The following is a 22,742-nucleotide window of genomic DNA, read 5'->3' as shown; positions in this document are numbered from 1 at the left end:
CCTCAACCTGCCCCTTTCCTTCGAGGTGTTCCCTTGCGTCTGAGCAAGCTCCCTAAGAAGGCGGTCGCGGGCCCGGCTGCCGCTGCCCTCATCTGCGCAGGCACCCTGCTCTGCTCTCCCGCCGCCGCGGTCACGCGGCACGATCCGGCAACGCTCTCCGCCGATCCGCTGGCCACCTGGCAGACGGACGGCATCGTCTGGTCCCTGGCCTACGCCCGCGGTGTCGTCTACGCCGCAGGCTCCTTCGACACGGTCCGTCCGCCCGGTGCCGCGGCGGGCACCCGGCAGGTCCGGCGGCACAACTTCGCCGCGTTCGACGCCGTGACCGGACGACTGCTGCCCTGCGCCCTGCCCTTCACCTCCGGTTCCGGCCCGTACACGGCCGGCACGGTACGCGCCATGAAGCCCTCCCCCGACGGGCGGGTGCTGTACGTGGGCGGCTCCTTCAGCCGCGTCGGCTCCGCGAAGGTGGCCAACGCCGTGGCCGTCAACACGGCCGGCTGCACCCTGCGCAGGGACTTCCGGCCCGCGGTGGACGCCACCGTGCGGGCCATCGAGACGACCGACCGCGCGGTGTACCTGGGCGGAGACTTCGATCTGGTCGGCGGAGAGAGCAGGCACCGCATCGCCGCCTTCACCCGTGACGGTTCCCTGCTGCCCTTCCAGGCCGACGTCGACCGTCCGGTCCGCGCCCTGTCGGCCGTGCCCGCGCAAGGCGAAATCCTCGCCGGAGGTGACTTCGATTCGGTCAACGGCCGGCCGGCCCACGCCCTGGCCGCCCTGGACATCACCTCCGGGGCGACGGTCCGCACCTATCCCGGCTGGCTGCCGGCCGCTTCGGTGGTCAAGTCGATCGCACAGGACAGCTCCCACTTCTACATCGGCGCCGAAGGGACCGGAGGGGGCGTCTTCGACGGACGTATCTCGGGCCTGCTCCGCGACGGCACCATGGTGTGGAAGGACACCTGCCTCGGCGCCACCCAGGCCGTCCTGCCCTACAAGGGCGTCCTCTACAGCGCCTCCCACGCGCACAACTGCTCGCGGACACCCGGCGGGTTTCCCGAACAAGGCATCCGGCACACCCTCCTGGCCCAGTCGGTCACGGACCGGCGCATCCTGCACTGGTTCCCGGACACCGACGGCGGGCTCGGAGAGGGAGTCGGCCCGCGCGCCCTGACCGTGGCCGACGGCATCCTCTGGGTGGGCGGCGAGTTCACCCGGGTCGACGGCCTGCCGCAGCAGGGACTCACCCGCTTCGGCACCCGAACCCCCACCAGCGTGCCGCAGGCCCCCACGCTGAGGCTGCTGGGCGCAACCCCGGGAAAGGTCACCATCGGCTGGCGCGCCTCGTGGGACCGCAACACCGCCGTCCTGACCTACCGGCTCTACCGGGACGGAAAGCTCGTCTCCCGGCAGACCAAGTCCTCCACGTCCTGGGACCTCCCGGAGATGAGCTACACCGACTCCGTGCCCGCCGGTACGCGCCACCGGTACGTCATCGAGGTGACCACCGGCACCCGCACCTCCCGCAGATCGCTCTCCCTGCCGGTGACGGTGCCCGCACCTGCCGGCCCGACGAGCGGGGGCTGACCCGTGGCTCCGACACTCATCGGATACGCGCCCGGCGTCTGGGACCTGTTCCACATCGGGCACCTCAACATCCTGCGTGAGGCGCGCCGGCACTGTGACCGCCTGGTGGCCGGGGTGGTGTCCGACGAACTGGCCTGGCGCGTCAAGGGCCGGCGGCCGGTGATCCCGCTGGCCGAGCGCATGGAGATCGTCCGCAGCATGCGCCACGTCGACGATGTCGTGGTGGAGACGCACGAGGACAAACTGCAGACCTGGCGGCGGGTCGGCTTCCACGTCGTCTTCAAGGGAGACGACTGGAAGGGCACACCCACATGGGAGATCCTCGAACGCCGCTTCGCGGACGTAGGTGTCGAGGTCGTCTACTTCCCCTACACCGTCCACACCTCCAGCACGCTACTGCGCGGGGCGCTGGAGCTGATGCAGTTCCCGGAACCACTTCACCAAGAAGGCGACGAGGAACAGGACATGAGCCAGCAGCAGCCCGCAGTACAGAACTAGGAAGACGTCCGGACTGCCCAGGAACAGAAAGCTGATACAGGTCGTGCCGTAGTCGACCGGCAGGAGCAGTACGGCCCCCAGCGCCGAGGCCGAGCCACCGGCCGGTTTCGCCGCCGCCCCGGCCCCCTTGAGTTTCTGCGTGAGAATGCCGGCGAAAAAGATCACCACCGCCGCGAACTGGAACACCAGGGGGGCCAGCAGAAAGAGCGGACTGGGCAGAACGAAGAAACGGTAGAACGTCACCAGGACGACCGAGTGCAGCGTGACGATCCTGACGCAGTCCAGCACATGGTCCAGCCATTCGCCCGACAGGCTCGCAGAGCGCTGGATCCGCGCGAGCTGACCGTCTGCCGCATCCAGGGCGAAGCCCAGGGCAAGGGCCGCGCCGACGCAGACCGACATCACCGGCGCGGGCCGCAGCAGGGCGATCGCCGCCAGGGCCGGAAAAGTGAACAAGGCACCGAGGAGGGTCAGTTGATTGGGGGTCGCCCCCATCCGTAAGGCCAGCGCGGCCATGACACGGCCGGCCGGGCGATTGACCAACCGGCTGTAGACCGACACCCCCTTTGCCGGCTTCTGCGCCGTCGACAGTTGCCTCAGCGTCTCCGTGAACTCGGCCATCACCCTCCTTGGTGCACAACCGTTCAAGAAAGGAAGGCAACTATGTCAGAACTGGATGGCGAGATCTCCTGCAACCGCCGACATGTTCTGCGCGGCGGGACGTCACTGCTGGTCGCGGCTGCCCTGCCGGTCGGCAGGGCATACGCCAAAAGTGCGTCCCCGGGGCCGACGTCCGCGATCAATGTGACCGATCTCGGTGCTGTGGGCGATGGCCGCACCGACGACACCAAGGCATTTGAATCCGCCTATGCGATCGCCGCCGCCCACGTCCAGGGCGGGGTGGGCCGACTGGTGATCGAGATTCCCGCCGGGGACTTCCTCATCACCCGTCCGTATGCCCTGTTGAACGGCGTGGCTCCGCCGCGTCCCGCGAACGGTCTGCGCTTCGCCGGGGCCGGCAAGAACATGACCACCCTGGTCTTCCGTCCGGACACCGGCCCGGACTCCTATCTGTGCCGCAATGAGGACAGCTGGTCGAACCTGTCCTTCGAACGCATGCAGTTCCGCTCGGCCACTCCAGGCGCATCCTTCTTCAGTTCCTACTCCACCGGCCAGGCTCAGGACTACCGGTTCTCGGAGTGCGAGTGGCTCGGGGAATGGGAGTACGGGCTGGCCCTCGACGGCACGAACACCAACTCGGAGATGCGCTGGGAAGCCTGCACGGTCGCCGGCAGCTACCGGAAGGCATTTCTGTATTCGGGGCTCACGGGCCACCATCAGGCCACCCCGAACGACCAGGACCAGTTCCTGAACTACTGGTTCACCGACATGAAGGTCGAATACGAGTGGGGCAACTTCCTGGAGTTCCCCTACGGCGGATCCATCGACTGCCGCGGCGGCTCCTACATCATCACCGGCAAGCGCCCCGAGAACACCGCGGAGTACGGCACCACCAGCACCTTCTTCCGTTTCCCGGTCAGATGGCACCACGACTCGGTACAGCGTTTCCACGCCCAGGACATCCGGTTCGAAGTACGTGACCCGGACGTCAGGGTCATCGACTGCGTGTGGAACAGCGGAACGGTCCACTTCGCCGACTGCGACGACACCGCCAACGCCTTCAAGGACTTCTCCGCCGAAGTCCGCCCGCACCGCTACACGGTGGGCCCACGGGGCCCCCTGATCCGCTACGACTCCTGTCAGCTCGTGGGCCGCCACGAGTACCGGACGGCCGACAAGCACGAGACCCCGCCGACCGTCGTCCGCTACGACATGTGCCTGCTCCGGAACCACCCTCAGGCCGACTTCGCCGTGACCGACGGCACCGGCCCCGCCCGCTTCGTGGAGTTCACCGACTGCATCGGCACCGAGCCCACCGGCGGCACAACCCCCCCGGCAACGCCCGGCGCCCCCGCGGTGTCCTCCGGCCCGACCCCTCCCAGGCGCTGAGGGGGCCCGGGACACCCCGGGCCCCCTCAGCCGTGTGCCCGTCAGGTGTACTTGGTGGTCTTGAGGCAGAAGTCGAGACGGGTCAGGTTCGCGAACTGACCGGTCGAGTTGGCCGGGCCGTGCAACGGCCCGTCCGCCGCGATGCCGTCGGGGTGACCGTTGGAGCTGTCGTAGGTGTACACGCTGGAGCCGGCGGTGCCGCCCGTGGCGGTGACCTTGACCACGGAGCGGTGGTCGGCTGTGGGAATGCTGAAGCTGAACACCTGTCCCTGAGCGCTGCTGGTGACGGTGAGCTGGAAGCTTCCGTCGCCCGGGATCGCGACGGATCTGGTCATGGGATTGATGACGCTGACCGCGGTCGTGCCTGCGGGGCAGGTCGGCGGAGGGGGCGGCGGCGTCTGGCACGCGCACCCGGACGTGGGCGGCTTCGTCTGGCACGCCGAGCACCCGGTCGTGGGGGTGGTCGTCGTCTTGCACGACGTGCACGCCTGCGTCGCTCGGGGGACGGCGTGGGCCGACACGGCGCCGACAGCGATGCCGAATGCCACGGTCGTGGTCAGGCCGGCGCCGACGAGCCCCGCTCCCCAACTCAACCGCCGTGACTGCGTCTTTGTTCGGGCAGCTACTCGCATGACGAGCACTCCTCCTCGTTGCCTGGGTACCAGAACTCGGGTACCTGATCTCGCCCGACATTCGCACGAGTAGCATGCCGCGGTGGGTTACGACTCCTTTTCCTAGGCCATTCGAGCTTCAGTAAGGGCCTGAAGGGCGGAGCGCGCCGTCGCGGCGTCGTGATATCCGGGGCCGGATGTCTAATTTCACGTTCCATGCTTCCAAGGAAAAGCACGGCCAGGACCGCGACCACGGCTTCCGCGGTTGTCCTCCTCACGGCCGCTTCGTTCACATCCGCTCTCGGCGCGCAGGCGCGCGACGTGACAGCTCTGACCGCCGCCCCGTTGGCGACCTGGCAGACGGACGGCATCGTCTGGTCCGTCGAGTACGCACGCGGGGTCGTGTACGTCGGCGGCACCTTCGACAGCGTCCGCCCGCCCGGCGCCAAGCCCGGCCAGAAGAAGGTCGCCCGGAAGAACTTCGCGGCGTTCGACGCGGTGACCGGCAAACTGCTGCCGTGCGCCCACTCCTTCACGGGGGGCGCCGGGACGGTACGGGCGCTCAAGGCATCGCCCGACGGCAAAGTGCTCTATGTCGGCGGATCGTTCGGCAAGGCCGACAACACCGGGGTGGCCAGTGCGGTCGCGCTCAACACGGCCGACTGCTCGCTGCGCAGGGACTTCCGCCCCGCCGTGGCGGCACCCGTGCGGGCCATCGAGACCACCGGCACGACCGTGTACCTGGGCGGCGATTTCACGATCGTCGACGGCCAGGAGAGAAAGCACATCGCGGCGTTCAGACGCAGCGGCACGCTGTTGCCGTTCAAGGCGGACATCGACGCGCCGGTCCGCGCCATCCTGGCCGCGCCCGACCGGAGGCAGGTGCTCGTCGGCGGCCGCTTCCACAACGTCAACGGCAAGCCGGAGCAGGCACTGGTCTCCCTGGAGCCCGCGACCGGTTCGACGGTGAAGTCCTTCCCGAACTGGCTGCCGGAACGCTCTTCGGTGACGTCACTGACCCGCAACGGCGACCGCTTCTACCTGGGAGCCGAGGGCGAGGGCACGGGCATCTTCGACGGCCGCATCGCGGGCCGGCTGTCCGACGGCACGATGGTCTGGAAGGACACCTGCCTGGGCGCCACCCAGGACGTCGTCGTGTACAAGGGCGTCCTGTACAGCGCGTCCCACGCCCACTACTGCGGCCTGACCCGCGGGGGCTTCCCCGACGGCCCCCGGCGGCACTTCCTCGCGCAGTCGATCGGTGACAAGAACATCCTGCACTGGTTCCCCGACACCGATGACGGTATCGGGGAGGGAGTCGGTCCCCGAACGCTCGTGATGGCCGGCAAAATCCTCTGGGCGGGCGGCGAGTTCACCATGGTCAACGGCAGACCCCAGCAGGGTCTGACGCGCTTCGGGGCCGGCCCCGGCAACACGGCCCCCGAAGCGGCGCCCCTGCTCACGGGCAAGCGCGCCCGCTCCGGCAAGGTCACGCTCACCTGGCGGGCCGCATGGGACAGGGACGACGCGGAGCTGACGTACCTGATCTACCGGGACGGTGTTCTCGTGGCCTCACCGAAGCGGCAGTCGACCGAATGGGACCGGCCGGACATGACGTACACGGATTCCGTTTCTGCCGGATCACGGCACCGCTACACGATCGCCGTCACCGACGGGAAGCACACGACGCCCCGTTCGGAGCCGCTCCACGTGACCGCCTGAGGGGCCGGTCATGTGGTGATGGACTCCCTGCTCTGGGTGGGTACCAGGACCGGCTTGGCGACGGTGCCGAGCAGTTCGCGGTACACGTCGATCACCGCGTCCGTGGTCAGCTGTACGTCGTGGGCGGCGAGGACGTGCGCGCGGCCCTGCGCGCCCAGTGCCGCGCGCAGCGGTCCGCGGCGCAGCAGCGCCGTCAGCGCCCGTGCCAGCATCTCGGGGTCCTCCGGCGGCACCAGGCAGTGCGGCAGATGCCCGGGCGGCAGGCTCTCGCGCGCCCCGTCCACGTCCGTGACCAGGACGGGGCGCGCACACGCCATGGCCTCCAGGGGGACGAGTGCCATGCCCTCCCAGCGGGACGGCAGGACCACGACGTCGGCGGACCGGTACCAGGGGGCGGCGTCGAGTGCCGGGCCGGCGAACTCCACCGACGCGGGCGCGAGCGCGCGCAGCAGGCCCGCGTCGGGGCCGTCGCCGACCAGCACCAGCCGGGCGGCGGGCTCCTGCCGCACGACCGCGGGCCAGGCCTTCAGCAGCACGTCCTGGCCCTTCTGCCGGCACAGCCGTCCCACGCATACGACGAGGGGGCCCGCTGCGGAGCGGGCGATGCTCCCCTCCGGCCGGAACCTGCTCGTGTCGACGCCGTTGGGAATCACGTGCCAATGGGCGGTGATGCCGCTCTGCTCCCCCGTACGCCGCTCCGCCTCGCTCACGCACAGCACGCGGGTCGCCCACCGTGCCCCGAACTGCTCCCAGCGCAGGGCTGCTTGGGCCATGACGCCGTCCACGGCCTCGAACGACCACGCGTGCGGCTGGAAAACGGTCGGGCGACGGCCGCGCACCGCGAGCCGTGCCACGAGTCCCGCCTTCGCGCTGTGCGCATGCACCACGTCGGGCCGCACCTCGCGCAGCAGCCGGGCCAGCCTCCCCACCTCACCGGGGAGTTGGGGACCCGGTGTGCGGGTCGCGTCCCAGGGCAGCACCCTGCAGCCGGCCGCGCGCAGGGCGTCCGTCAGCGTGCCGCCTCTCGGGCAGGCCACGGTGACACGCAGCCCCGCGGCGACCTGGGCCGCCGCCAGGTCCGTCACGAACCGGGCGACACCGCCCTCCACGGGCTGTGTGACGTGCAGGACGTGCGGCTCGCGTGCGGCGGACCGCGTCGCACGGCGCGGAACGGAACCGAGGGGAATGCGCATGACCAGGGCTTCCCTTCTGAAGAAACATTCCGAACCCGTCACTGACTGCGTGAACACAGGTTCGGCATAAATTCGTCGGATCCGTGAAGCAACACTAGCCTCTTATCCGTCTTTTTCCGGGAGGCCGTGAACTGTGTCGGAAACACGGCCCCCTTCAGACGAATAATAAGATAAAAGTTCCGCACGGTCATTCAGGATGTATGAATTCCGGGAACTTGTTGTCGGCGGAGTTTCCCGCGGCGTCTTTCACTCGTTAGCCCGACGGAAGCGAGATTGAAAGGAACCCAATGAAGAATCTGAAGGCTGCCGCGCTCATGGCCGGCGCCCTGGCCATCGCCGGCGCTGCGGCGCCCGCTGTAGCCGCGGACCTGCCGGGGCAGGGCCTCGTCGAGGACGGGAAGTCGGTCGCCCGTACCCTGCCCAACGCAGCCGAGATCCCGACGGGTGAACTGGCCAGCAACGTCAAGCAGACGACGGACGGCGTGAAGAAGTCCGGCGTCGTCAAGACGCCGGTCTTCGGCGGCGCCCTGCCGAACCCCCTCAACGGCAAGCCGCCCGCCGCGCTTCCGGCCCTCAAGTAGAGGACATGCCCTGCCGGGCCGCAAAGGCCGGCTCCGCCTGCCGCGGAGCCGGCCTTCTTCGTGTGCGGGAAAAACAGTGTTCGGGAAAAACAGAAGGCGGCCCGCCGTGCGTCGGCGGGCCGCCAGGCTCCGGGCTGCTCAGAACAGCAGACCACCGGTGTACGAGCCGAGCTGCGACTGGTCGACCGCCGCGGTGTTGCAGGCAGCGTAGTGCGAGTTCGGCGCGGCGACACCCGCGCCACCGAGGACGCCGACGGAGCCGTTGGACCACGGCGCGATGCAGCGGCCGTCGATGACGGAGCCGTTGGAGACCAGCAGGCCCTGCTGAGGGGAGTTCACGACGACCGGGGACTCCGAGAAGCCGTTGCCGCCGGTGACGTTGGTGTTGTTGTCGTCGGCCGCAGCGGCGCCACCGGCCGCCAGGACGAGACCCGCGGCCAGGACGGACAGGGCCGTAACCTTCTTACGCATGGATGCGCCTTTCGGATGGGAGGGCAGGTCGGGCGGGAACGTCTGCCGACGTCCCCGCCCTGCTCCGGGATGGTTCGGAGCGCAAAGGGGGCTCAGAAGAGCAGGCCGCCGGCGTACGGAGCCTTCTGCGACTGGTCGACCTTGGCCGTGTTGCAGGCGGCGTAGTGCGAGTTCGGCACGATGGTCGCGGCGCCGCCGAGGACGCCCACGGCTCCGTTGGACCACGGCGCGACGCAGCGCAGGTCGACGAGCGTGCCGTTGGAGACGACGGCGCCCTGCTGCGGGGCGTTCACGACGACGGGGGACGACGAGAAGCCGTTGCCGCCGGTGACCGTCGTGCAGTTGTCGGCTGCGGCAGTGCCGGCGGCCGCGAGGACGACGCCCGCGGCGAGGGCGGAGATGGCCGTAACCTTGTTACGCATGGAGTGTCCTTTCCGGACTGCGAGGGGGTTCACCTGCTCGGAATGACTCGAAGCAGGGGTCAGAAGAGCAGGCCGCCGGCGTACGGAGCCTTCTGCGACTGGTCGACCGCCGCGGTGTTGCAGGCGGCGTAGTGCGAGTTCGGCACGATGGTCGCGGCGCCGCCGATGGCGGCGCCCACGGCTCCGTTGGACCACGGCGCGATGCAGCGGCCGTCGATGAGCGAGCCGTTGACGACAACCACCCCCTGCTGAGGTGCGTTCACGACGACCGGGGACTCCGAAAAGCCGTCACCACCAGTGACGTTCGTCGTGTTCGAGTGGGCGGAGGCAACGCCAGCGCTGCCGCAGAGCGCGCTAAGGGCGAGTGCAGTGACGACCGCGAACTTCCTGGTCAACTCGGTTCCTTCCTGGATTCACGGTAAGCCGCGCTTACATAGCAAGAAACCGAAATATGTGGCGAAAAGTCACGCGGACAAGGCCCATTCTCGCTGGATTCCACCGGATGGCTCAGCGTCGCCGCGCACCGTTCACCCGGACGCACGTGCCGGGATTTCACCGACGTGCGTCCGGCCCACTGGCAAGGAGGAGTCCAGTGGGCCGGACAGGCTTTGCGGCATTTCCCCCGCACGCATCGGGCGCGGGGCGGGTGTGGAGCTGAATGGTCCGGCTGCGACCTCTGGGCCTGCGGCTTCGAGGCGCCGGACGGGGGCCGTACCACGCGGCCACCGGGCGATCCGTCCCGCGGCACTGCGGCGTCGCCCACGGATCGGGATCTCCGGCGGACCGGAACCGGATCAGAGTGTCGGAATTCCGGTCCCACCTCTGTCTCGCGAACAGAGGGGAGCACATGGCAGCGAAAGCATGGCGAACGGGAGGACTTCCGCCGCGCCGACTCCTGACGGTTTCCGTGTCACCCCTGGTTGAGCAGGCTGCCGACACCGGCGCTGGTCGGCCCGTTCAGCGGGTGGAGCTGAACGGAGCCGGAGCCGAGCGGATTCTTCACCGGAATTGCGGGCTTCTTGTTGCTGCTGCGGCCCATACCGTCCAGGTACACACCGGAGACCTTGGCCGCCTTGTTCTTGCCGGTGACCGTCGACGACTGGGCGTCGAACGCGCTGCCCTTGGTGAGGTTGCCCTGCTTGGCCACCCGCATCACGGTGTCCGCCGCGGGCACGAGCGCCGGAGCCACATCGGTCTGGGACATGAGGCCGAGCGGGCCGGTGTTTTCGTGGGCAGGTGCCTTGGTGACGGCCGAAGCCGCCACGGCGGAACCACCCACAAGACCCGCACCAATGGCCAACGCCGCAGTGGTGAAAACTGCCTTCTTCATGATTCACCTCACTTGAAGTTACCTCTGATCCGACAGATGCAGAACATAGCAGTCCGCAGCCAGCTCAAAGCGAGGCACTACTCCATACGCATGAATACAAAGGGAGTGAAGAAGCGCATTACTCCGGATTCCCTGGAGTTATTCACATGTGGTCGGTGAATCCATTGATCGTAAAAGAAAACTATGACACCACGTCTTTGTGTGCGAATTGCCTGAAGGCGAGCGCGAACAGTACCAGCGCGTATGTCACGGAGATAGCGGCGCCCTGGATCATGCCGGACCACTCCGGGTGCGGCTGGACGGCGTCGGCCCAGGCGAACTGCCAGTGCGCGGGCAGGAAGTCGCGCCAGTGGCCGAGCGCGGTGACGGCGTCCAGGACGTTGCCGACGATGGTCAGGCCGACCGCGCCGCCGACCGCGCCGAGCGGGGCGTCCGTCCTCGTCGACAGCCAGAACGCCAGCCCGGCGGTGACCAGTTGGGACACGAAGACGTACGCCACGGTCAGCGCGAGGCGCTGCGTCGCCGTGCCGGTGTCGAGCGCGCCGCCCGTCGGTATCTGCAGCGGACCCCAGCCGTAGGCCGCCGTACCGACCGCGAGGGCGACCACCGGGAGCAGGATCATCGCGGCGAGGCTCAGCCCGAGCGCCACGGCCAGCTTGGACCACAGCAGCCGGGCGCGCGGCACGGGCGCGGCGAGCAGATAGCGCAGGGAGGACCAGCTCGCCTCGGAGGCCACCGTGTCCCCGCAGAACAGCGCGACCGGGATCACCAGCAGGAAGCCGGCCGAGACGAACAGGTTCACCGCGGCGAAGTTGGCGCCGGACGCGGTGGCCGTGTCCATCAGGGTGATCCGGCCGTCACGGCTCGCGGGGTCGCCGCCGATCGCGAAGGCGATCAGCAGTACGAACGGCAGCAGGGCGAGAACGGCGCCCATGACCAGGGTGCGGCGCCGCTTGAGCTGGCGGACCAGCTCCACCCGCAGCGGCAGGGTGTGCCGCGCCGAGAAGCCGGAGGCGACCTCGGTGAGCGCGCTCATGCTGAACCTCCGATCAGGGTGAGGAAGGCGTCTTCCAGACGGCGGTGCGGGCCGACCGAGGCGACCGGCACCTCCAGCCGCACCAGCTCCGCGACCAGCCGCTCGGCCGTGCCGCCGGGGTTCAGCCGGACCAGCAGCCCGTCGTCGGTGCGCACGGCGGAGGCGACGCCGGACAGCGCGGCCACCTTCTCCATGACCGGCTCCTCCACGGGCGTGGCGGTGCCGACCAGCAGCGTGTCGCCGGAGCCGACGATCTCGCCGACCGGACCGGCCTGGACGAGCCGGCCGCGGTCCATCACCACCAGGTGGGTGCAGGACTGCTCGACCTCGGCGAGGAGATGGCTGGAGACGATCACCGTACGGCCGCCGGCCGCGTAGCGGATCATCACCTCGCGCATCTCGCGTATCTGGGGCGGGTCGAGGCCGTTGGTGGGCTCGTCGAGGATGAGCAGGTCGGGCAGGCCGAGCATGGCCTGGGCGATGGCGAGGCGCTGGCGCATGCCCTGCGAGTAGGTGCGCACCGCGCGGGCGAGCGCGTCGCCGAGCCCGGCGATCTCCAACGCCTCGTCCAGGTGGGCGTCCTGAGGGGGGCGGCCGGTGGCCCGCCAGTACAGTTCCAGGTTCTCCCGGCCGGACAGGTGCGGCAGGAAGCCCGCGCCCTCCACGAAGGCGCCGACCCTCGACAGCACGGGTGCGCCGGGCCGGATCGCGTGGCCGAAGACGCGGATCTCGCCGTCGTCCGGGGTGATCAGGCCCATCAGCATGCGCAGGGTGGTGGTCTTGCCCGCACCGTTGGGTCCGAGGAGACCGAGCACCTGGCCCTTGTCCACCCGGAAGGACAGCTCGCGCACCGCGTACCGGTCGGCGGACTTCGCGTACCGCTTGCTCAAGTCCTTGATGACGAGCGGGACTTCGGCCAGCTCGGGGTCGGGCGCGGGGCCGGCCGTACGGCGGCGGGCGGTGAGCAGCAGGGCGAGCGCGATCGCCGCGCCGGCCGCCGGCAGCCACCAGACCCAGGCGGGCAGGGGCGCCGCGGCGGTGGTCACGGCGGGGGCCGTCGGCACGCTCAGCTCTCCCTTGAGGGAGACGGTGTAGGTGGCCGGCGCGGCCGGTGAGGCGTAGCCGAGGTCGGTGGAGGCGAGGACCAGGCGGAGCCGGTGGCCCTTCTGCACCTCGTGGTCGATGGCCGGGAGGGTGACCGTGACGTCCTTGCCGGTCCTGGCGCCCGTGACGCGGAAGGGGGTGACGAGCTCGGAGGGCAGCACCTGCTGGACGCCGTCGGGGCCGACGTCGTAGACCTTGCCGAAGAGGACGGCGTCGTCGCTGGTCGAGGTGATGTGGACGGTCGCGGTCGGGGTGCCGGTGATCTGCAGGTCGCCGGTGAGCGGCGCGGAGTCGAACGTCGCGTACTGGCCGGGGAAGTCGAGGGAGACGCCGAGGCCGAGCGCGGACAGCTGGGTGAGGCCACCGAAGCCGCCGAGGCCGGGCAGGGCGGAGACGCCGGGCGGGCTGGCGCCGGCCGGGTTGGTGACCTGCTGGCCGGTGCCGCCGGTCAGGGCGATGCGGCGCGGGTGGTCGCGCAGGCCGGGGTAGGCGCCCGCGGTCGCGCCGCGCAGCTGGGCGGTGCCGTCGGTGGAGTTCACGCCGCCGGTGCGGGTGATCCGGAAGGCCGGGCCGGTGCCGGCCGAGGCGTCGCCCTTCAGATACCGGTCGAACCACGCACGCACGCGTTCCTGGACCCGCCCGCTCTCCATGTCCCCGCCGTCGTGGCCGCCCGCGATCCAGTCGACGTCGACAGGGGCGCCGTTCGCCCGGATCGCCTTCTCGGCGGCGTCGGACTGGCCGAGGGTGAACAGGGAGTCCGTCTGGCCCTGCACCAGCAGGGCGGGCACCCGGATGCGGGCGCCGACGGCCGACGGCGAGCGCTCCTCCAGCAGTTTGCGGGCGGCCGCGTCCGGGGTGCCGGACTCGGCGACCCTGTCGTACATCCGGCACAGCGCGGGCTCGAAACGGGCGCAGCCGCCGCCGGTGTTGAAGAAGACGCCGGCCCACAGCTTCTTGAACACGCCGTTCGGGAACAGGGCGTCCGCGAGGTTCCAGTAGGTGATGGCCGGGGCGATGGCGTCCACCCGGTGGTCGTATCCGGCGGCGAGCAGGGAGACCGCGCCGCCGTAGGAGCCGCCGGCCATGCCCACGCGCGGGTCGCCGGGTTTGTCGAGCTGGACCTCGGGGCGCCTCGCCAGCCAGTCGATGAGCCGGGAGACGTCGGTGACCTCGCCCTTCGGGTCGTTGAGCCCGATCTTCCCGGTGGACTTCCCGAAGCCGCGCGCGGACCACGTCAGGACCGCGTACCCGTCCTTCGCGAGGTCCTCGGCCTGCTGCCGCATGTCGTCCTTGCTGCCGCCGAAGCCGTGCGCCAGCAGGACGGCGGGGTGCCGTCCGGCGCTGGCCGGGGTGAAGAACGACGTGTCCAGACGCACGCCGTCCACCGCCATGACCTGGTCGGTCCTGTGCACCGGGGGCGTGTCACCGGAGGCGACGGCCGTCCACGTCCCGGCACCGGCCAGCGCCACGACGGCGGCCGCGCCGGCGACGAGCCGACGCGGCCTCTTGAGCAGCCCCCGCAGCGAGAGCCGGCGAAGATCCATGCCTCAACGGTACGGGCCGCCACTGACAAGCGAGGGAGCCGGTGGGCTGAAACCCCGCCCCTACCGGGGGAGTACGGGGCCCGCCCGGCGTACACCAGCCGTGGTACGAAGGCGCATGGACATTCGCCGGGCCACCACCGTCGCCGAGGTCGTCGCCGCCGATCACCTGTTCGACCATCCGGCGCGTCCGGAGTGGGCGGAGCGTTTCCTCACCACCGCCGGGCACCATCTGCTGCTGGCGTACGCCGACGGCGGGCCGGTCGGCTTCGTCAGCGGGGTCGAGACGGTCCACCCCGACAAGGGCACCGAGATGTTCCTGTACGAGCTGGCGGTGGCGGAGCCGTACCGGCGCCGGGGCATCGGCCGGGCGCTGGTGGAGCGGCTGGCCGCGCTGGCCCGCGAGCGCGGCTGCTACGGCATGTGGGTCGGGGTCGACGCCGGAAACGACGTCGCCCTTGCCGCCTATCGAAGTGCGGGCGGCAAGGACGACGACGCGTGCAGGGTGATGACCTGGGAGTTCTGACTACGCCTGCGCACCCTCGGCGAGCTGCTCCTCCTCGGCGAGCCGCATGTCCTCCGGGAGGGACACCACCCAGCGGGTCTCGCGGCGCGGGCGGAGGTAGAAGGCCCAGTAGAGGGTGGCGGCGGCGGTGATGCCGCCGGTCCACCACAGGTAGGACGGGTCCTGCTCGACCAGGACGTAGACGAGCACGGCGATCAGCAGGACCGGCATCGCCGGCCACAGCGGCATCCGCCAGGCCTTCTTGGTGCCGTGGGCGCCGCGCCGGGAGAGCAGCGCGGCGATCGCGACCAGCAGGTACAGGCCGGTGACGGCGACGCCGGTGACGCCGTAGAGGGTGTCCAGGTTGACGAAGCAGAGCAAGGCACCGGGGACGCCGACGACGAGGGTGGCGACCCACGGGGAGCCGAACCGGCCGAGCTTGGAGAGGGCGTTGTTGACCGGTGCGGGCCAGGCCTTGTCGCGGGCGGAGGCGAACAGGACGCGGGAGTTCTGGATGACCATGACGATGCCCGCGTTGATGATCGCGAGGGCGACGCAGAGGCTGACGAAGGTGCCGACGGACGAGTTGCTCCAGGCGATGACCATGCTGGAGATGTCGCCGCCGGTCAGGGTCTTCAGGTCACCGGCGCCGAGGGTGATCGCCACGACCGGCACCAGGATGACGACGCTGGAGATGGCGAGGGTGGCGAGGACGGTGCGGGCGACGCTGCGGCGCGGGTTCTCCAGCTCCTCGGAGAGGTAGATGGCGGTGGAGAAGCCCTGGGTGGCGAAGAGGGCGATGGCGAGCCCGGAGAGGACCATCATGGCCGTGACCGGGGTGACGTGCGTGTGCTCGCCGGCCACCTGCAGCGAGCTCACGAGGCTGCCCGCACCGCGGTGGGAGTGGGTGAAGCCGAGCACGGCGACGACTCCGGCGGCAACGACCTCCAGGACCAGGAAGATGCCGGTGATCCAGGCGTTGGCGCGCAGGTCCAGCAGACCGGCGAGGGTGGCCGCGATCATCACGCCGGCGCCCGTCATGGCCGGGTCGAGGTGGACGACCGGGGCGAGGTAGTCGGCGGTGCCCATGGCGATGACCGGAGGGACGATCATCACGACGAGCAGCGACATCACGAAGGCCAGCCAGCCGGCGAGCCGTCCGGCGAGGGTGGAGACGATGGCGTACTCGCCGCCCGCGCTGGGGATGAGGGTGCCCAGCTCCGAGTAGCAGAAGGCCACGGGGATGCAGAGGAGCGCGCCGATGGCGAGGCACAGGGCCGTGGCGGTGCCCAGGCTGGAGAACAGGTCGGGCACGATCACGAAGAGCGTGGAGGCGGGCGTGACGCACGAGAGGGTGAGCAGGGTGCCGCCGACGACGCCGATGGACCGCTTGAGTTTCTGAGGGGTGTCAGAAGCGGCTATGACGGCTGGGTCGACAGGGCGGAGCGTGTCGGTCATGCGGCGGTTCCGATCGACTCGTGCGAGTGAGGTGGGGGTCGGGAGCGCTATCGCCTCCGGCGGCTGGTCGTACATGCTCTGGTCCGCTCCCGGCGGCTGAATGGAACCCCGACGAAAACCGCCGCGTCAATGGGTGTTCACCTACGAAATCCGCAGCAAAGAAGCGGCCGATCGCCGATTCTCGTATCAACGGTCCCTATGGGCGGGCCCTTGCGGCCGTACGAGAATCGCAGCGCCCCCGCATAAAAAAACAGGGCCGTCCGCATAGCGGACGGCCCTGTGGGGTCCTATCGGTCCCCGTCGGCCGCTCAGTGGTTGCGCGGGAAGCCCAGGTCCACGCCCGCCGGGGCGTCGGCCGGGTCGGGCCAGCGCGTGGTGACGACCTTGCCGCGGGTGTAGAAGTGCGTGCCGTCGTTGCCGTAGATGTGGTGGTCGCCGAAGAGCGAGTCCTTCCAGCCGCCGAAGGAGTGGTAGCCCACCGGCACCGGGATCGGCACGTTCACGCCGACCATGCCCGCCTCGATCTCCAGCTGGAAGCGGCGGGCCGCGCCGCCGTCCCGGGTGAAGATCGCGGTGCCGTTGCCGAACGGCGAGGCGTTGATGAGCGCCACGCCCTCGTCGTAGGTGTCGACGCGCAGCACGCACAGCACCGGGCCGAAGATCTCGTCCTGGTACGCCTTCGCGGTGGTCGGCACCTTGTCCAGCAGCGAGATGCCGATCCAGTGGCCGTCCTCGAAGCCCTCGACGCTGTATCCGGTGCCGTCCAGGACCACCTCGGCGCCCTCGCCGGCGGCACCCGCGACGTACGACGCCACCTTGTCACGGTGGGCCGCGGTGATCAGCGGGCCCATCTCGGACGCCGGGTCGTTGCCGGGACCGATCTTGATCTTCTCGGCGCGCTCGCGGATCTTCTCCACCAGCGTGTCACCGATCGAGCCCACGGCCACGACCGCCGAGATGGCCATGCAGCGCTCGCCCGCCGAGCCGTAGGCCGCCGAGACCGCCGCGTCGGCCGCCGCGTCCAGGTCGGCGTCCGGCAGGACCAGCATGTGGTTCTTGGCCCCGCCGAGGGCCTGCACCCGCTTGCCGTTGGCGGAGGCCGTCGTGTGGATGTAGCGGGCGATCGGCGTGGAGCCGACGAACGACACCGCCTTGACGTCCGGGTGCTCCAGCAGGCGGTCCACGGCCACCTTGTCGCCGTGGACGACGTTGAAGACGCCGTCCGGCAGACCGGCCTCGGACAGCAGCTCGGCGATCCGGACCGACGCCGACGGGTCCTTCTCGCTCGGCTTCAGCACGAACGTGTTGCCGCACGCGATGGCGATGGGGAACATCCACATCGGGACCATCGCCGGGAAGTTGAACGGCGTGATGCCGGCGACGACACCGAGCGGCTGCCGGATCGAGGAGACGTCGACCCGGCTGGCGACCTCCGTGGACAGCTCGCCCTTCAGCTGCACGTTGATGCCACAGGCCAGGTCGACGATCTCCAGACCGCGCGCGACCTCGCCGAGCGCGTCGGAGTGCACCTTGCCGTGCTCGGCGGTGATCAGCTCGGCGATCTCGTCGCGGTGGGCGTCGAGCAGCGCACGGAACCGGAAGAGGATGGTGGTCCGCTGGGCCAGGGACGACCGGCCCCAGGTCGAAAAGGCATCCTTCGCAGCTGCTACTGCCGCGTCCACCTCCTCCACCGACGCGAACGCGACCTTCGTGGTGACCGCGCCGGTCGCCGGGTCGGTGACCGGCCCGTACGTGCCCGACGCGCCTTCGACGGTCTTCCCGCCGATCCAGTGGTTGACGATCTTCGTCATGCCCAGAGACTCCTTATTACAGATGGCGGCGTCGGGTCGAGACGTGCCGTTCGTACAGCTCTCGTGCCTTGACCGCGGACGGTCGGGTCGCGGTCTCGGCCACAGGAACATCCCACCAGGCCTGCGCCGGAGGCGCGCCCGACACAGTGTCGGACGTTTCGGTCTCCACGTAGACACATGTGGGAGTGTCGGCGGCGCGCGCCTCGGCGAGCGCCTCGCGCAGCTCCCGTACGGTCTTCGCGCGCAGCACCCGCATGCCCAGGCTGGCCGCGTTGGCGGCGAGGTCCACCGGCAGCGGGGCGCCCGTGAACGTCCCGTCCCCGGCCTGGAACCGGTAGGCGGTGCCGAACCGCTCGCCGCCCACCGATTCCGAGAGCCCGCCGATGGACGCGTACCCGTGGTTCTGCACCAGCAGGATCTTGATCGCGACGCCCTCCTGCACGGCCGTCACGATCTCGGTCGGCATCATCAGATACGTGCCGTCGCCGACCAGCGCCCACACGTTCCGCTCCGGCGCGGCCAGCTTCACGCCGAGCGCGGCCGGGATCTCGTAGCCCATGCAGGAGTAGCCGTACTCCAGGTGGTACTGGTCCACCGACCGGGCCCGCCACAGCTTGTGCAGATCGCCCGGGAGCGAGCCGGCCGCGTTGATGATGATGTCCGACTCGTCCACCAGGGCGTCCAGGGCGCCGATGACCTGCGGCTGGGTGGGCCGCATGTCCGGCTCCTCGGCCTCGAAGCAGGCGTCGACGCGCTGCTCCCAGCGCTCCTTGTCCTCGCTGTACTCGGTGACGTACGCCTCCGCCACCTTGTGCCCGTGCATCACCAGCGCCTCGGTCAGCTCGCCCAGGCCGCTGCGGGCGTCGGCGACCAGCGGGAGTCCGGACAGCTTGTGGCCGTCGTACGGCGCGATGTTGAGGTTGAGGAAGCGGACGTCCGGGTTCTCGAAGAGGGTGCCGGAGGCGGTGGTGAAGTCGGTGTAGCGGGTGCCGACGCCGATCACCAGGTCCGCGGTGCGGGCCAGTTCGTCGGCGGTCGCGGTGCCGGTGTGGCCGACCCCGCCCACGTCCTGCGGATGGTCGTGGCGCAGGGAGCCCTTGCCGGCCTGGGTGGAGGCGACCGGGATGCGGGTGGCCGCCGCGAACTCGGCGAGGGCCAGCTCGGCGCGGCTGTGGTGGACTCCGCCGCCCGCGATCACCAGCGGCCGGCGTGCCTCCCGGACCGCCCGGACCGCCTCGGCCAGCTCGGTCGGGTCCGCGCCCGGCCGGCGTACCGTCCACACGCGCGTCGAGAAGAACTCCTCCGGCCAGTCGAAGGCCTCCGCCTGCACGTCCTGCGGCAGGGCGAGGGTCACCGCGCCGGTCTCCACCGGGTCGGTGAGCACCCGCATGGCCTGCAGGGCGCTCGGGATCAGGGCCTCCGGGCGGGTGATGCGGTCGAAGTACTTCGACACGGGGCGCAGGGTGTCGTTGACCGACACATCGCCGGCGTACGGCACCTCCAGCTGCTGCAGGACCGGGTCGGCGGGGCGGGTGGCGAAGACGTCACCGGGCAGGAGCAGGACCGGGAGGTGGTTGATGGTCGCGAGGGCGGCGCCGGTGACCAGGTTGGTGGCGCCGGGGCCGATCGAGGTCGTCACCGCGTGCGTGGACAGCCGGTTCGACTGGCGGGCGTAGCCGACGGCCGCGTGCACCATGGACTGCTCGTTGCGGCCCTGGTGGTACGGCATGACGTCGGCGTACTCGATCAGCGCCTGGCCGAGCCCGGCGACATTGCCGTGGCCGAAGATGCCCCAGGTGGCGCCGATCAGCCGCTGCCGTGTGCCGTCGCGTTCGGTGTACTGGGCGGCGAGGAAACGGACCAGCGCCTGTGCGACGGTCAGTCGGGTCGTCGTCATCGGTACCCCCCTGTGCTTGCTACGTGATCCGGGTGGAAGCAGATCCGCCACTCCCGGGTCCCGCCCGGACCCGCCATGACGTTCAGGTAGTACATGTCATGCCCGGGCTGGGCGATGGACGGGCCGTGCCAGCCGTCGGGGACCAGGACGGCGTCACCCGAACGGACCTCGGCGAGGACATCGCTGCCGCCCTCCCGCGAGGGGAACACGCGCTGGTAGCCGAGTCCGTTCGGGCCGTCGATCTCGAAGTAGTAGATCTCCTCCAGCTCGGACTCCTCGCCCGGCCGGTGCTCGTCGTGCTTGTGCGGCGGGTACGACGACCAGTTGCCGCCCGGGGTGATCACCTCGACGGCGATCAGCTTGTCGCAGTCGAAGGAGTCGGCCGAGGCGAAGTTGCGCACGCGGCGGGCACAGGTGCCGCTGCCGCGCTCCTCGACGGGGACCTCCGGCGCGGGGCCGTAGCGGGCGGGGAGTCGTCGCTCGCACTTCGCTCCTGCCAGGGCGAAGCGGCCTCCCGCGCCGGAGGCGATCTGGACCCGGGCGTCACGGGGCGCGTACGCGAAGTCGGAGACGTCCGCGAACACGCTTTCCCTGCCCAGGAGTTGGAACTCGTCCTTCTCGGTTGGCGTGGTCTCGATTCGCACCGTACATCCGCCTTCCAGCGGAAGCACGATCCACTCGCTGTCGTCGGAGGTGAACGTATGGCCGCCGCCGGGCGCCAGCTCGACCACGCGCAGGCTGCTGTGTGTCCAGCCGGCCAACTTGGGGTCGATGTCGACGGCGTACCGGGCGTTCGCGGTGGCGCCCCGGGGCAGATGCAGGTCGGTGCTGGTCATGCGGCCCTCACAGCAGTCCTACGGCGGTGTCCACGGCGGCGGCCACATCGCCGTCCGCCGGGTACAGCAGCGAGCGGCCGACCACCAGGCCGCGAACGGTGGGCAGTTGGAGCGCGCCGCGCCACTTCTCGTAGGCGGCGACCTGGTCCTCGGGCGAGTCGCCGATGTCCCCGCCGAGCAGCACGGCCGGCAGGGTGGAGGTCTCCATGACCCGGGCCATGTCGTCGGGGTTCTCGGTGACCGGCACCTTCAGCCAGGTGTAGGCCGAGGAGCCGCCGAGGCCGGAGGCGATGGCGATGGACCGGGTGACCGCCTCGGCCGACAGGTCGTTCCTGACCTTCCCCTCGGGGGTGCGGCGGCTGATGAACGGCTCCACGAAGACCGGCAGCCGGCGCGCGGCCATGTCGTCGATGGCGCGGGCGGTGGACTCCAGGGTGGTCAGGGAGCCGGGGTCGTCGTAGTCGATGCGCAGCAGCAGCTTGCCCGCGTCGAAACCGAGCCGCTGGATGTCCTCGGGGCGGTGCCCGGTGAACCGGTCGTCCAGCTCGAAGCTCGCCCCCTGCAGTCCGCCGCGGTTCATGGAGCCCATGACCACCTTGTGGTCGAGGGCGCCGAGCAGGAGCAGGTCGTCCAGGATGTCGGCGGTGGCGAGGACGCCGTCCACGCCGGGCCGGGACAGTGCCAGGCACAGCCGCTGAAGCAGGTCGGCGCGGTTGGCCATGGCGAGCCTGCGGTCGCCGACACCGAGGGCACCCCTGGCGGGGTGGTCGGCGGCGACGATCATCAGCTTTCCGCTCTCGTTGAGCAGCGGCCTGCGAGCACGACGGGTGGCGGCCTCGGCGATCGCCTCCGGGTGGTGGGTACGGACACGGACGAGCTCGGCCACGTCGACACGGGGGCGCGCGGGGCCTGCGGCGCCTTCGCCGGTGGCGGTACGGGGGCGGAGGCTTGCGGCGCCTTCGCGGGGGGCGGTTGCGGTGTCTTCGCGGCGGGCGGCCGTGGTGCCCTCGCGGGGAGCGGCCGTGGTGCCCTCGTGGGGAGGGGGCTCGGTGGGTTCCGGTTCGGTGCCGGCGCCGCCCTCGTGTTGGGTGCCCGTGACCCGGCCCGCCCTCACAGCACCGCTCCGGCGTCGAGCGCGGCGGCCACCTCGTCCAAGGTGGGCATCGCGGAGGAGCATTCCAGGCGGGAGGCGACGATGGCGCCGGCCGCGTTGGCGTGCCGCATGATCGTCTCCAGGTCCCAGCCGGCCAGCAGGCCGTGGCACAGCGAGCCGCCGAAGGCGTCACCGGCGCCGAGGCCGTTGAGGACGTTGACGGGCAGCGGTGGCACCTCGGCGGACTCTCCTGACGCGCTGACCGCCAGAACCCCCTTGGGGCCCTGCTTGACCACGGCGATCTCCACGCCGGCGTCGAGCAGCGCGCGGGCGGCGGCGTGCGGCTCGCGCACCCCGGTCGCCACCTCCACCTCGTCCAGGTTGCCGACGGCGACCGTGGTGTGGCGCAGGGCCTCCGCGTAGAAGGGGCGGGCCATGTCGGGGTCGGACCAGAACATGGGCCGCCAGTCGAGATCGAACACCGTGGTGCCCGCCTTCGCCCGGTGCGCGAGGGCCGCGAGGGTGGCCGTACGGCTGGGCTCCTCGCTCAGGCCGGTGCCGGTGACCCAGAAGACACGGGCCTCGCGGATGGCGCCGAGGTCCAGGTCGTGGGCGTCGATCTCCAGGTCGGGCGCCTTGGGCCGGCGGTAGAAGTAGAGCGGGAAGTCGTCCGGTGGGAAGACCTCGCAGAAGGTGACCGGGGTCGGGAGCCCCTGGACCGGCGTGACCCAGCGGTCGTCGACGCCGAAGCCGCGCAGCGCCTCGTGCAGATAGGTGCCGAACGCGTCGTCGCCCGTGCGGGTGATCACGGCGGTGTGCCGGCCGAGCCGGGCCGCGGCCACCGCGACGTTCGTCGCCGACCCGCCGAGGAACTTGCCGAAGGACGACACCTGGGCGAGCGGGACGCCGGTCTGCAGTGGGTAGAGGTCCACTCCGATCCGCCCCATGGTGATCAGGTCGTAGGCCATCGGCTTCCCTTCGTCATGACTCTCCCCGGCTTTCTAGTCCCGTACGGCGAACCCTGTCAATGTTT

General features: G+C 70.4%; 21 protein-coding genes. 6 read left to right on the top strand and 15 right to left on the bottom strand.

Going from position 1 to position 22,742, the window contains the following annotated elements:
* The first annotated feature begins 33 nt into the window (after positions 1-33).
* Positions 34-1,590, top strand: a complete 1,557-nt coding sequence (locus tag ABT288_RS24325; RefSeq protein WP_351611410.1) for a fibronectin type III domain-containing protein — start codon at positions 34-36, stop codon at positions 1,588-1,590.
* A 3-nt stretch (positions 1,591-1,593) separates the two neighbouring features.
* Positions 1,594-2,088, top strand: a complete 495-nt coding sequence (locus tag ABT288_RS24320; RefSeq protein ID WP_351611407.1) for an FAD synthase family protein — start codon at positions 1,594-1,596, stop codon at positions 2,086-2,088.
* Here the strand turns inward: ABT288_RS24320 and ABT288_RS24315 are convergent.
* The gene (locus ABT288_RS24315; RefSeq protein WP_351611404.1) at positions 1,984-2,709 is read right to left on the bottom strand and encodes a CDP-alcohol phosphatidyltransferase family protein; all 726 of its coding nucleotides are present in this window, start codon (positions 2,707-2,709) and stop codon (positions 1,984-1,986) included. The two genes, ABT288_RS24320 and ABT288_RS24315, sit on opposite strands and share 105 nt — an antisense overlap.
* A gap of 42 nt (positions 2,710-2,751) precedes the next feature.
* Here ABT288_RS24315 and ABT288_RS24310 point away from each other — a divergent pair, with 42 nt between their 5' ends.
* Positions 2,752-4,098 carry a glycosyl hydrolase family 28-related protein gene (locus ABT288_RS24310; RefSeq protein ID WP_351611402.1) on the top strand — a complete coding sequence of 449 codons (1,347 nt, stop codon included), beginning with the start codon at positions 2,752-2,754 and terminating at the stop codon, positions 4,096-4,098.
* Positions 4,099-4,139: 41 nt separating this feature from the next.
* On the opposite strand, the gene ABT288_RS24305 is transcribed toward ABT288_RS24310, so the two are convergent.
* Positions 4,140-4,433 carry a hypothetical protein gene (locus tag ABT288_RS24305; protein WP_351611399.1) on the bottom strand — a complete coding sequence of 98 codons (294 nt, stop codon included), beginning with the start codon at positions 4,431-4,433 and terminating at the stop codon, positions 4,140-4,142.
* 597 nt (positions 4,434-5,030) lie between these two features.
* On the opposite strand from ABT288_RS24305, the gene ABT288_RS24300 reads away from it, so the two are divergent.
* Positions 5,031-6,431, top strand: coding sequence for a fibronectin type III domain-containing protein (locus ABT288_RS24300; protein WP_351611396.1), 1,401 nt, complete (start codon positions 5,031-5,033; stop codon positions 6,429-6,431).
* A gap of 8 nt (positions 6,432-6,439) precedes the next feature.
* Here ABT288_RS24300 and ABT288_RS24295 read toward each other — a convergent pair whose 3' ends face one another.
* Positions 6,440-7,624: a glycosyltransferase gene (locus tag ABT288_RS24295; RefSeq protein ID WP_351611394.1), complete on the bottom strand. Its 1,185-nt coding sequence runs from the start codon at positions 7,622-7,624 to the stop codon at positions 6,440-6,442.
* Between the two features lie 287 nt (positions 7,625-7,911).
* Between ABT288_RS24295 and ABT288_RS24290 the strand changes: the two genes are divergently transcribed.
* On the top strand, positions 7,912-8,205 hold the full coding sequence (locus ABT288_RS24290; protein WP_351611391.1) for a hypothetical protein: 294 nt from the start codon (positions 7,912-7,914) through the stop codon (positions 8,203-8,205).
* A 138-nt stretch (positions 8,206-8,343) separates the two neighbouring features.
* Here ABT288_RS24290 and ABT288_RS24285 read toward each other — a convergent pair whose 3' ends face one another.
* The 6 genes from ABT288_RS24285 to ABT288_RS24260 form a co-directional block, all read right to left on the bottom strand.
* A complete protein-coding gene (locus tag ABT288_RS24285) occupies positions 8,344-8,676 on the bottom strand; it encodes a hypothetical protein (RefSeq protein WP_351611388.1) in 333 nt (110 codons plus the stop codon).
* 92 nt (positions 8,677-8,768) lie between these two features.
* Entirely contained in the window at positions 8,769-9,098 is a 330-nt protein-coding gene (locus ABT288_RS24280; RefSeq protein ID WP_351611386.1) for a hypothetical protein, read from the bottom strand.
* 59 nt (positions 9,099-9,157) lie between these two features.
* Positions 9,158-9,361: a hypothetical protein gene (locus ABT288_RS24275; protein WP_351611384.1), complete on the bottom strand. Its 204-nt coding sequence runs from the start codon at positions 9,359-9,361 to the stop codon at positions 9,158-9,160.
* Between the two features lie 647 nt (positions 9,362-10,008).
* Positions 10,009-10,428 carry a hypothetical protein gene (locus ABT288_RS24270; protein ID WP_351611382.1) on the bottom strand — a complete coding sequence of 140 codons (420 nt, stop codon included), beginning with the start codon at positions 10,426-10,428 and terminating at the stop codon, positions 10,009-10,011.
* Positions 10,429-10,609: 181 nt separating this feature from the next.
* Positions 10,610-11,464 (bottom strand): ABC transporter permease, encoded by an 855-nt coding sequence (locus ABT288_RS24265; RefSeq protein ID WP_351611380.1) that lies wholly within the window; start codon positions 11,462-11,464, stop codon positions 10,610-10,612.
* Complete coding sequence (locus tag ABT288_RS24260) at positions 11,461-14,112, bottom strand: CocE/NonD family hydrolase (protein ID WP_351611377.1); 2,652 nt, start codon at positions 14,110-14,112, stop codon at positions 11,461-11,463. The genes ABT288_RS24265 and ABT288_RS24260 overlap by 4 nt, the downstream gene beginning before the upstream one ends.
* A 115-nt stretch (positions 14,113-14,227) precedes the next feature.
* Between ABT288_RS24260 and ABT288_RS24255 the strand changes: the two genes are divergently transcribed.
* Positions 14,228-14,635, top strand: a complete 408-nt coding sequence (locus tag ABT288_RS24255; protein WP_351611375.1) for a GNAT family N-acetyltransferase — start codon at positions 14,228-14,230, stop codon at positions 14,633-14,635.
* On the opposite strand, the gene ABT288_RS24250 is transcribed toward ABT288_RS24255, so the two are convergent.
* From ABT288_RS24250 to iolC, 6 genes are all read right to left on the bottom strand, one after another.
* Positions 14,636-16,072, bottom strand: a complete 1,437-nt coding sequence (locus ABT288_RS24250; protein WP_351611372.1) for an APC family permease — start codon at positions 16,070-16,072, stop codon at positions 14,636-14,638.
* Between the two features lie 308 nt (positions 16,073-16,380).
* On the bottom strand, positions 16,381-17,883 hold the full coding sequence (gene mmsA, locus ABT288_RS24245) for a CoA-acylating methylmalonate-semialdehyde dehydrogenase (protein WP_351611369.1): 1,503 nt from the start codon (positions 17,881-17,883) through the stop codon (positions 16,381-16,383).
* A 16-nt stretch (positions 17,884-17,899) separates the two neighbouring features.
* Positions 17,900-19,780: a 3D-(3,5/4)-trihydroxycyclohexane-1,2-dione acylhydrolase (decyclizing) gene (gene iolD / locus ABT288_RS24240; protein WP_351611366.1), complete on the bottom strand. Its 1,881-nt coding sequence runs from the start codon at positions 19,778-19,780 to the stop codon at positions 17,900-17,902.
* A complete protein-coding gene (gene iolB, locus ABT288_RS24235) occupies positions 19,777-20,616 on the bottom strand; it encodes a 5-deoxy-glucuronate isomerase (protein ID WP_351611363.1) in 840 nt (279 codons plus the stop codon). The genes iolD and iolB overlap by 4 nt, the downstream gene beginning before the upstream one ends.
* Positions 20,617-20,623: 7 nt before the next feature.
* On the bottom strand, positions 20,624-21,502 hold the full coding sequence (locus ABT288_RS24230) for a Cgl0159 family (beta/alpha)8-fold protein (RefSeq protein ID WP_351611463.1): 879 nt from the start codon (positions 21,500-21,502) through the stop codon (positions 20,624-20,626).
* A 224-nt stretch (positions 21,503-21,726) separates the two neighbouring features.
* Positions 21,727-22,677 (bottom strand): 5-dehydro-2-deoxygluconokinase, encoded by a 951-nt coding sequence (gene iolC / locus ABT288_RS24225; RefSeq protein WP_351611362.1) that lies wholly within the window; start codon positions 22,675-22,677, stop codon positions 21,727-21,729.
* Positions 22,678-22,742: the final 65 nt, after the last annotated feature.

Origin of the sequence: Streptomyces sp. NPDC001093 (assembly GCF_040298985.1) — a bacterium.
Classification (GTDB): domain Bacteria; phylum Actinomycetota; class Actinomycetes; order Streptomycetales; family Streptomycetaceae; genus Streptomyces.
The sequence above is the reverse complement of the archived record's forward strand: the minus strand, read 5'-3'. Positions and strand labels throughout refer to the sequence as shown.

Coding starts and splice junctions, on each gene's coding strand:
- ABT288_RS24315 (WP_351611404.1), bottom strand. CDS start 2,709: ATGGCCGAGTTCACGGAGACGCTGAGGCAACTGTCGACGGCGCAGAAG.
- ABT288_RS24310 (WP_351611402.1), top strand. CDS start 2,752: ATGTCAGAACTGGATGGCGAGATCTCCTGCAACCGCCGACATGTTCTG.
- ABT288_RS24305 (WP_351611399.1), bottom strand. CDS start 4,433: ATGACCAGATCCGTCGCGATCCCGGGCGACGGAAGCTTCCAGCTCACC.
- ABT288_RS24295 (WP_351611394.1), bottom strand. CDS start 7,624: ATGCGCATTCCCCTCGGTTCCGTTCCGCGCCGTGCGACGCGGTCCGCC.
- ABT288_RS24290 (WP_351611391.1), top strand. CDS start 7,912: ATGAAGAATCTGAAGGCTGCCGCGCTCATGGCCGGCGCCCTGGCCATC.
- ABT288_RS24285 (WP_351611388.1), bottom strand. CDS start 8,676: ATGCGTAAGAAGGTTACGGCCCTGTCCGTCCTGGCCGCGGGTCTCGTC.
- ABT288_RS24280 (WP_351611386.1), bottom strand. CDS start 9,098: ATGCGTAACAAGGTTACGGCCATCTCCGCCCTCGCCGCGGGCGTCGTC.
- ABT288_RS24270 (WP_351611382.1), bottom strand. CDS start 10,428: ATGAAGAAGGCAGTTTTCACCACTGCGGCGTTGGCCATTGGTGCGGGT.
- ABT288_RS24265 (WP_351611380.1), bottom strand. CDS start 11,464: ATGAGCGCGCTCACCGAGGTCGCCTCCGGCTTCTCGGCGCGGCACACC.
- ABT288_RS24260 (WP_351611377.1), bottom strand. CDS start 14,112: ATGGATCTTCGCCGGCTCTCGCTGCGGGGGCTGCTCAAGAGGCCGCGT.
- ABT288_RS24255 (WP_351611375.1), top strand. CDS start 14,228: ATGGACATTCGCCGGGCCACCACCGTCGCCGAGGTCGTCGCCGCCGAT.
- ABT288_RS24250 (WP_351611372.1), bottom strand. CDS start 16,072: ATGACCGACACGCTCCGCCCTGTCGACCCAGCCGTCATAGCCGCTTCT.
- mmsA (WP_351611369.1), bottom strand. CDS start 17,883: ATGACGAAGATCGTCAACCACTGGATCGGCGGGAAGACCGTCGAAGGC.
- iolD (WP_351611366.1), bottom strand. CDS start 19,780: ATGACGACGACCCGACTGACCGTCGCACAGGCGCTGGTCCGTTTCCTC.
- iolB (WP_351611363.1), bottom strand. CDS start 20,616: ATGACCAGCACCGACCTGCATCTGCCCCGGGGCGCCACCGCGAACGCC.
- iolC (WP_351611362.1), bottom strand. CDS start 22,677: ATGGCCTACGACCTGATCACCATGGGGCGGATCGGAGTGGACCTCTAC.